The sequence below is a fragment of the Falsigemmobacter faecalis genome (genome assembly GCF_003863335.1).
Taxonomy (GTDB): domain Bacteria; phylum Pseudomonadota; class Alphaproteobacteria; order Rhodobacterales; family Rhodobacteraceae; genus Wagnerdoeblera; species Wagnerdoeblera faecalis.
Genome location: NZ_RRAZ01000064.1, coordinates 1 through 6,856, shown reverse-complemented (window position 1 = coordinate 6,856; position 6,856 = coordinate 1). Strand labels below are relative to the sequence as shown.

Here is a 6,856-nt window from a genome sequence, read left to right as displayed (position 1 = left end):
GCACGCAGCGCTCAGGTGCGCCTGCCAACTCGGTAGAAAGGCGCAGGTTGTCCAGCCAACGCATGCTTTCCTTCTGCTCGATCGGGACGCGGGTCGGGTTGATCTTGCGTTTGAGCGCTGCGGTCCCCTTAAATTTTGAACGCGACCAGAACTTGGCCGCTGTCAGCCCGAGCGGCAAGCCCTCTGGTGTGATCGCCAGACTTGCATGCATCAGGAGCCCACAGATCGCATGCTTTTGGTAGCGGCCTTCCTTGAGCTTGCGGCCGGTCGACACTTTCGTAAACCCGATCTTCTCCGGCGAGGCGCGTTTGAACGAAAATTCTGTGGTGTCCTGCAGGATCAGGACAGGACCGTCGGTTGCCTTGATACGCAGGGCAGAGGCGGCAAAATGGCCCTCAAGAATCTTGTCTTCACTGACATTTCCGTTGGAGAAGAAGCGGTAGGCGGCCTTAGTGTTCGACCAGTCCTGAAACGCCGTGGGCAGAGATTTTCCAGGGCGGTCCCCGAGAGCCTCAAGCATTGCTCCCAGGCGCCGGTTCAACCGGGCATCGCCCAGATCGCATCCTGACGTTTCCGTTTCCACCCAACTCTGCCCCATGCCTGCACCTCGATTATCCGGTGCCACATGACGAATCATGATCGCTTGTGTTCAGGCAAGGCCAAGTGGGCAGGTGAATCAATTCGCCGCACCACTTGTGGGTAATTGCAAGGGCCAGCGAGCGCTTACGGAGGAGCAATCACGGCCCTGACTGATCGCGGAATTGAAGAAGTTAAAGACATGCCCGCGGCCGCAAGGCGAACGCCAGAGTCATGTCGGTAATTCCTCCAGTATTTTATCGACGACGACGTTGCGCTTGTCATCAGAAATAGAAACCGCGGTAATAAGCGGTCAATTCCCTCAGCTCCGCGTGAAATTCAACACCCTGCGGCTTGTCTCAAAGGTAGTCAGAAAAGCAGCTTCAGGGTGAGGTGGGCTTGAATGGCGGCGTCGCTGTAAGTCTGTTGCCCGTTACGCTTGTCCGATGGCTTTTTTTCCCACTCCATGCCCGAATTAAGCTATACGGTCAGTGCGCCTCGTTGCTTCAGCGCAGGATTATCTGCACGCCCGTTGCTGGTCCTGTAGCAGAGGCTTCGAAGGACAGCTCGCGCCAAAGGCGTAGCATGATCAGACAGAACACGTAATCCTAAGAAATTTATGCAACAGTCCCAAAACACATTCATCTTTATACATGCAAGGCTGATCTAAATTTAATCGAGCGACACCCTTCATTGACAATCACAGCAACGATTATCCAATAACAGTATGCGAAAGCAGAGCTGTAAATGACATTACCGAAAATCATAATTACTGAAAAGTAACTCGCAATGGCGGAAAAGACCACACCATTTCCTAAGCGCTTTGCCATCCTAAAGGAAAAAATAAAAAGGATGAACTGGAGTAACAACCACAGACCTGAAAAGACAATTCCACCTTCAACTATCATAGCGACCCAATCAGAATGAGCGGTAGCGGTCTCCCCATAGTCAAATCGAACACCTTTCATATTCTTAGCTTGGCCAATTCCAGATCCAAGTAAAAGGAAATTTTCCGACCAATCGTTAAGTAAATGCTCCCAGTGCATCACCCTCCAAAGCAGCGATGAAGGTGCACCTGAGCTTTCGAAGCCCTTTGAAGTTAATCCGATATAACTAAGAACGTCTGTGGCCTCGATCAATCTGGAGCTAATTTTTTCAGAGGCAAGAAGAGCAGCGGCTGAGGCGAGGCCAAGTACAAAGGCGGCAATCAACCCTAATACGATCTTCGACAGACTAATTCCCCGCGCAAATGCATATACGACAATTGACATAATTAATGAAATTATAAGGTTTTTCATAGTGCCTGCTGCAACGAGCCCAGAAAAACACGTTAATAATAGAATAACTAGACTATATCTTCGATAGACGTTCTTGGTAGCTTGAGACAGAAGAGCTACGCCACATATCATCCCTAAACCAAGCATGTTGGCTAAGATGTTTGGGGTAAGCACGCCAGAAGCTCTTTCCACTCCACCGATCTCAACAGCTAAACCAAGCGCGACCTGCAAGATGCATACTACCGCATGAAATGCCGATATAATCAAAATAGAGAACAATAGTTGTGAAAAAGTAAGAGTTACCAGAAAAAGGGAGGCTCCAAATATAGTCAATGACACTAAGAACCTGAAGCTACTTTGATGAGAATCTTCAGAGTATAATGACGTTAATCCGCCTATTCCAGCTGAGACGAAACATGACGCTACCCATAGGAAAAGTATAAAAAATGCAAATGCCTTATCCTTGTTCACGCGCCTGCCCGCCTTGTGAAGGCAGAAAGACAAATTTATGAAAAGGTACGCCAGTAACGCAGCAATAGGAATAATTCCTGTAAAAGCAGGAACTATTAAAACGCTGTGAGAAAAGAACGCGTCACGACCTATTTTCACGAATTTTTACAGCCTTGATATAAGCGTCTCTAATTTTATCAGCATCGTTGTCACCTTCAATCCTATTTCTATACTGACATCTTGTCACATTTCTCGAATTCTCACTTCGAAGACCTATTCTTATAATGTGTTCAACCGCCACACTTGCATCATAGCTATCCATTATGATGCAGTTATTCACTCCCCCAGCCTGATGTTTAACGTCACCGACATCCACAGAAACGATCGCCGCTCCACAGTACAGGGCTTCTTTAACCGCGTTTGGAGAGCCTTCATAGTCCGATGTGCAAATTAGGTAGTCTGCGGCATTGAAGTATAAATAAACATTTTCACGGCTGACGGAAACCATTGTCAATACATTAACATGAATGCCTCTACCCTCCAGTTCTGAAACAATTTCAGAGAATCTGTCGTATCTTTTGGATTGCCTGTAAAGGTTATTCGCCGAAACGAAAAGAAGGGTAATTAAACCATCGTTAAGGCCAAGACGCCTACGGGCTTCATTGGAACTTATTTCCGGAAATGATTTTGCCTCAACTGAATTTGGGAGAAGGATATCTTCTTTCGTCCTGATATCTTCAAAGCTCTCATTCTTATAAATATTAACTACGCTTCGTTTTGCGCAAAATTTCTCAATTATTTTACTGAACTCAACTCCCACGTTAAGAGCATTGAAGCCCCTATTGTTGAGAAATGAAGTAATTAAATGAGATTTTTTTACTCCAGAAGCAATGCATAGGATACTGCTAAAAACGTGATGGGCGTGAATTAAATCATAGTTTGACTTGATTTTTCGGACCCGAAAAACAGATCGTATATACTTCAAAATACCTTTATCATTTCCAATGTGGTGAACATCCACCTCAATAGAGCTCGGCAATCTTTCTATTTGTTCTTTTATAAATATGGCCTTCGAAGGATGCTTGTCATCTGGCCATGCATTAACTACATGCAAAACTTTCATCCAATAGCCTCCGTCAATGAGGCTGAAAGCTCTTTGAAATTATTTTTAATTCTGGAAGATACGTCATTCGACATAATGAATTTGTTTGGTTCTGAAACTATACTCAGAATTTTATCTATAGACTGGTCATCCATTATAGAATTTTCCATACCAACGGATCGATAGAATCGAGGCGTTTTGGTATGTGTAGGATAGCTAACAACTGGAATTGACATCGAGGCAGCGCAGATGCCAACGTGTAGCTTTGTAGTGAAAATAGCTGAACACTCAGAGATTCCGTTAAGAAAGTCTTTGGTATTCCCATTAAATGTTAGTATATCAACTTTACCCCCCAGCTCATTGCTAACTTTCTGCGCAGAAAGTTTACCAGACTTACTGGGGCAATCGACTATTATGCGAATTCTTCCATATGAATTTTTAATTTCTTTTGCATAAGATATGATATTTGATACTCTTTGATCTGACATGTTTTTGAAATCTGTGTGTATTCCAAAATAGCCATCTGGACTGTATCTACCCCCCTGCGTAGTCAACCAACCCAAGACAAGATCGTCACATATTACTCCGCTAGATTTACCAGTTAATGAATTATAGTACTTAACCGACTCTTCATCACGCAGCGCACAAAGTTTCACTTTATCACTTGGAATACTTTTTATTTTGCTTCCAAGCAGGGTTCCTTGCAAATCCCCAAATCCAACGCCTAGGAAAACACAACTCTTTACTCTATTGGCTAAGTCCAGAGCTGCTCGGTGGCGTATGTAATTTCTCATTCTCCATTTCAGCGGAGATCCGGAAGGAGGACAAAAGTACCCACCTCCACCAAAAATTACTGTATCGACACCTTTTAATTCTTTGCTATCTGCCGTATATGTATCGCGCAGATTGTTCGGCATATTGACGTCTGTTACAGATACCTCGGACGAACTATTAAAAATCATATCTCTAGCAATTTCCCAAAGAAGCACGTCTCCAAAGTTGTCCGAAAAATATGATGCATGAAGTGCAATTTTTCTACTCATTTATCTGTCATTCCTTCATTAACGTAATTTGCTGCCACTAACATAATATGGCTAAATCATACACCATGATGTCAATATTATCCTGTTTGTCACAATTTTGTAAGCTCCAGGCAATATTTCGTCTCTCTGGATACTTTATACCAGTATACCTCTATCACGCTCAAGCTACACTCTTGCCAGTGCCATGAGTCCAGCACACCAAAATATACTTCGCGCCAGATGAGTGACCTGTCATTAGCTCTATTGATGTTTAGATGCATTATTACAATGTCAGGATCAGTTATTAGGCGGAAGGCTTCTCGTAAAATTTGTCATCCAAATTTCTGGAATAATTCCAAATTTTGATTTCTTGCAACGATTTATACTGCCTCCAACGCGCGCATTATCATATTTGTTATCCAAAGAATATTTGTAACTTCGGTATCATCGAGCAGGAGCAGGAGCCCATGAAAAGTATAGAATACAGCATAGCTGCTTAGACTTGGACCTTCTTCCGGGTCACCCTTCATTCGTGACGAGAATCTTCATGGGGGGATAGTGACCGGCCTTCAGTTGGGCAAGTACACTGGGCGCGGTCCCATCAATTAGCTCAGGCGTCCGGCGCACTTCCGCTGAGGTTTTGATTGCCCAGACAGGATTGCGACCTTACATCATTGTCAGTCCTGTTTCCAAACTCGCACTCAACGCCATTCTCGTTGTCCACGTAGGACAAGCTTCGCTGGTTAACTCAGCGCCGTTGTGACCGACAATTCAGACAGGTTTGCCAAAGCATCCGATTCCTGAGCGACTCGATCTCCAGAGATTCTAGTGTCGGAAATCAGAGCCAAGATCCACCCTGACGTTGGCCCTCGGAGCTAATCCAGTTTGAGTTAGACTCCGGCCCACCCGAAAGGACCAGAGATGAAGCGTAACAGGTTCACCGAAGAACAGATCATTGGCATTCTCAAGGAACACGGTTCAAGCGTGAAGCGATTGATCCAGTGGATCAATCGTAGCGCAGAACGGGATTTCAGTCGCCGATCGTTGCCGAACGCATGGCGTCAGCGATGCCACTGTCTACAAGTGGAAAGCCAAATTCGGCGGTATGGACGTCAGCGAGGCCAAACGGCTTAAAGGGCTCGAAGACGAGAACGCCCGGCTGAAGCCGTTTGCTTGCGGATGCCATGCTCGACAATGCCGCCCTGAAGGATTTGCCCGGAAAAAAAAATGGTAACGCCCGCTGTTAAGCGACAAGCGGTCGCGCAACTTGTGGCCGATCACAAGATGAGCGAGCGGCGGGCGTGTCGGGTCATTGGCAGCTGTCGTATGTCGATGCGTTATAAAACCGTGCGGCAGGACGACCCGGTTCTGCGAGAGCGGCTCAACGCACTTGCCAGAGAGCGCAGGCGCTTTGGTTATCGGCGGCTTCATGTCTTCCTTCGTCGCGAGGGACATGAGGTCAATCATAAGCGCCTGTTCCGGATCTATCGTGAAGATGGAGGAGGATCAGAAAACAGGCCGGGGGACTGTTTGCCCGGCGATTGGCCCGCTGTTAAGCGACAAGCGCTCGCGCAACTTGTGGCCGATCACAAGATGAGCGAGCGGCGGGCGTGTCGGGTCATTGGCAGCTGTCGCATGTCGGTGCGATATAAAACAATCCGACAGAACGATCCGGTTTTGCGTGAGCGGCTCAATGCGCTTGCGAAGGAGCGCCGCCGGTTTGGCTATCGGCAGCTGCATGTCTTCCTGCGTCGCGAAGGGCATGAGGTTAATCACAAGCGCCTGTTCCGGATTTACCGCGAAGATGGAGGAGGATCAGAAAACAGTCCGGGGGACTGTTTTCCCGACGACGTTGCACCTGCGTCGGCATGGCGGCCGCAAGCGCGCCATCAGCACGAGAGCACCGATCACGGTGCCCCATTTGCCCAATCAGAGGTGGTCACTGGACTTCGTCTCAGAGCAGATGACCGATGGCAGGCGCTTCCGCATTCTGACCGTGGTCGATGATTGCACGCGGGAATGCCTGGCGTTGATCGCAGATACCTCCCTGTCCGGCGCAAGGGTCGCACGGGAGCTGAGGGCCCTCTTTGCGGAGCGTGGACAATCCGTCACGATAGTCAGCGACAATGGAACGGAGTTCACCTGACCTCTGGCTCAGATCGTGCGGATCAGCATGACGGCACAAGGCAAAGCAGCGCTTAGAACGCGCAAAGCCGCCTCTTTCGAGACGGCTGTTGTGTGTGTTTGGTTGCGGGGGCAGGATTTGAACCTGCGGCCTTCAGGTTATGAGCCTGACGAGCTACCGGGCTGCTCCACCCCGCGACTTTTCCCTGATGGGTTTATGGTATCAGGGGGGGATATTTGAGATCGTTTTGAGAGTTATGTGACAGGCTTTATCAGGTCCGGCGACGACCTACTCTCCCACGTCT

General features: G+C 47.6%; 4 protein-coding genes, 1 tRNA gene and 2 pseudogenes. 2 read left to right on the top strand and 5 right to left on the bottom strand.

Features of this window, described 5'->3' with window-relative positions; all coding sequences use genetic code 11:
- The 4 genes from EG244_RS19710 to EG244_RS19690 form a co-directional block, all read right to left on the bottom strand.
- A partial coding sequence (locus tag EG244_RS19710) for an IS4/Tn5 family transposase DNA-binding protein (protein WP_267900304.1) occupies positions 1-637 on the bottom strand: 637 nt, incomplete at its 3' end.
- Between the two features lie 586 nt (positions 638-1,223).
- Complete coding sequence (locus tag EG244_RS19700) at positions 1,224-2,324, bottom strand: O-antigen ligase family protein (protein ID WP_124966858.1); 1,101 nt, start codon at positions 2,322-2,324, stop codon at positions 1,224-1,226.
- Positions 2,325-2,445: 121 nt separating this feature from the next.
- Positions 2,446-3,426 (bottom strand): glycosyltransferase, encoded by a 981-nt coding sequence (locus EG244_RS19695; RefSeq protein ID WP_124966857.1) that lies wholly within the window; start codon positions 3,424-3,426, stop codon positions 2,446-2,448.
- Positions 3,423-4,448: a polysaccharide pyruvyl transferase family protein gene (locus tag EG244_RS19690; protein ID WP_124966856.1), complete on the bottom strand. Its 1,026-nt coding sequence runs from the start codon at positions 4,446-4,448 to the stop codon at positions 3,423-3,425. Before EG244_RS19690 ends, EG244_RS19695 begins: the two co-directional genes overlap by 4 nt.
- A 900-nt stretch (positions 4,449-5,348) precedes the next feature.
- On the opposite strand from EG244_RS19690, the pseudogene EG244_RS19685 reads away from it, so the two are divergent.
- Positions 5,349-5,924 (top strand): annotated as a pseudogene (locus EG244_RS19685) (transposase); the annotation flags it as partial.
- Between the two features lie 48 nt (positions 5,925-5,972).
- Positions 5,973-6,570 (top strand): annotated as a pseudogene (locus EG244_RS19675) (DDE-type integrase/transposase/recombinase); the annotation flags it as partial.
- Between the two features lie 102 nt (positions 6,571-6,672).
- Here the strand turns inward: EG244_RS19675 and EG244_RS19670 are convergent.
- A tRNA-Met gene (locus EG244_RS19670) sits at positions 6,673-6,749 on the bottom strand.
- Between the last annotated feature and the right edge of the window lie 107 nt (positions 6,750-6,856).

Bases quoted from the DNA above. Each gene is read 5' to 3' on its own strand.
- EG244_RS19690 (WP_124966856.1), bottom strand. From the start codon at position 4,448: ATGAGTAGAAAAATTGCACTTCATGCATCATATTTTTCGGACAACTTT.
- EG244_RS19695 (WP_124966857.1), bottom strand. From the start codon at position 3,426: ATGAAAGTTTTGCATGTAGTTAATGCATGGCCAGATGACAAGCATCCT.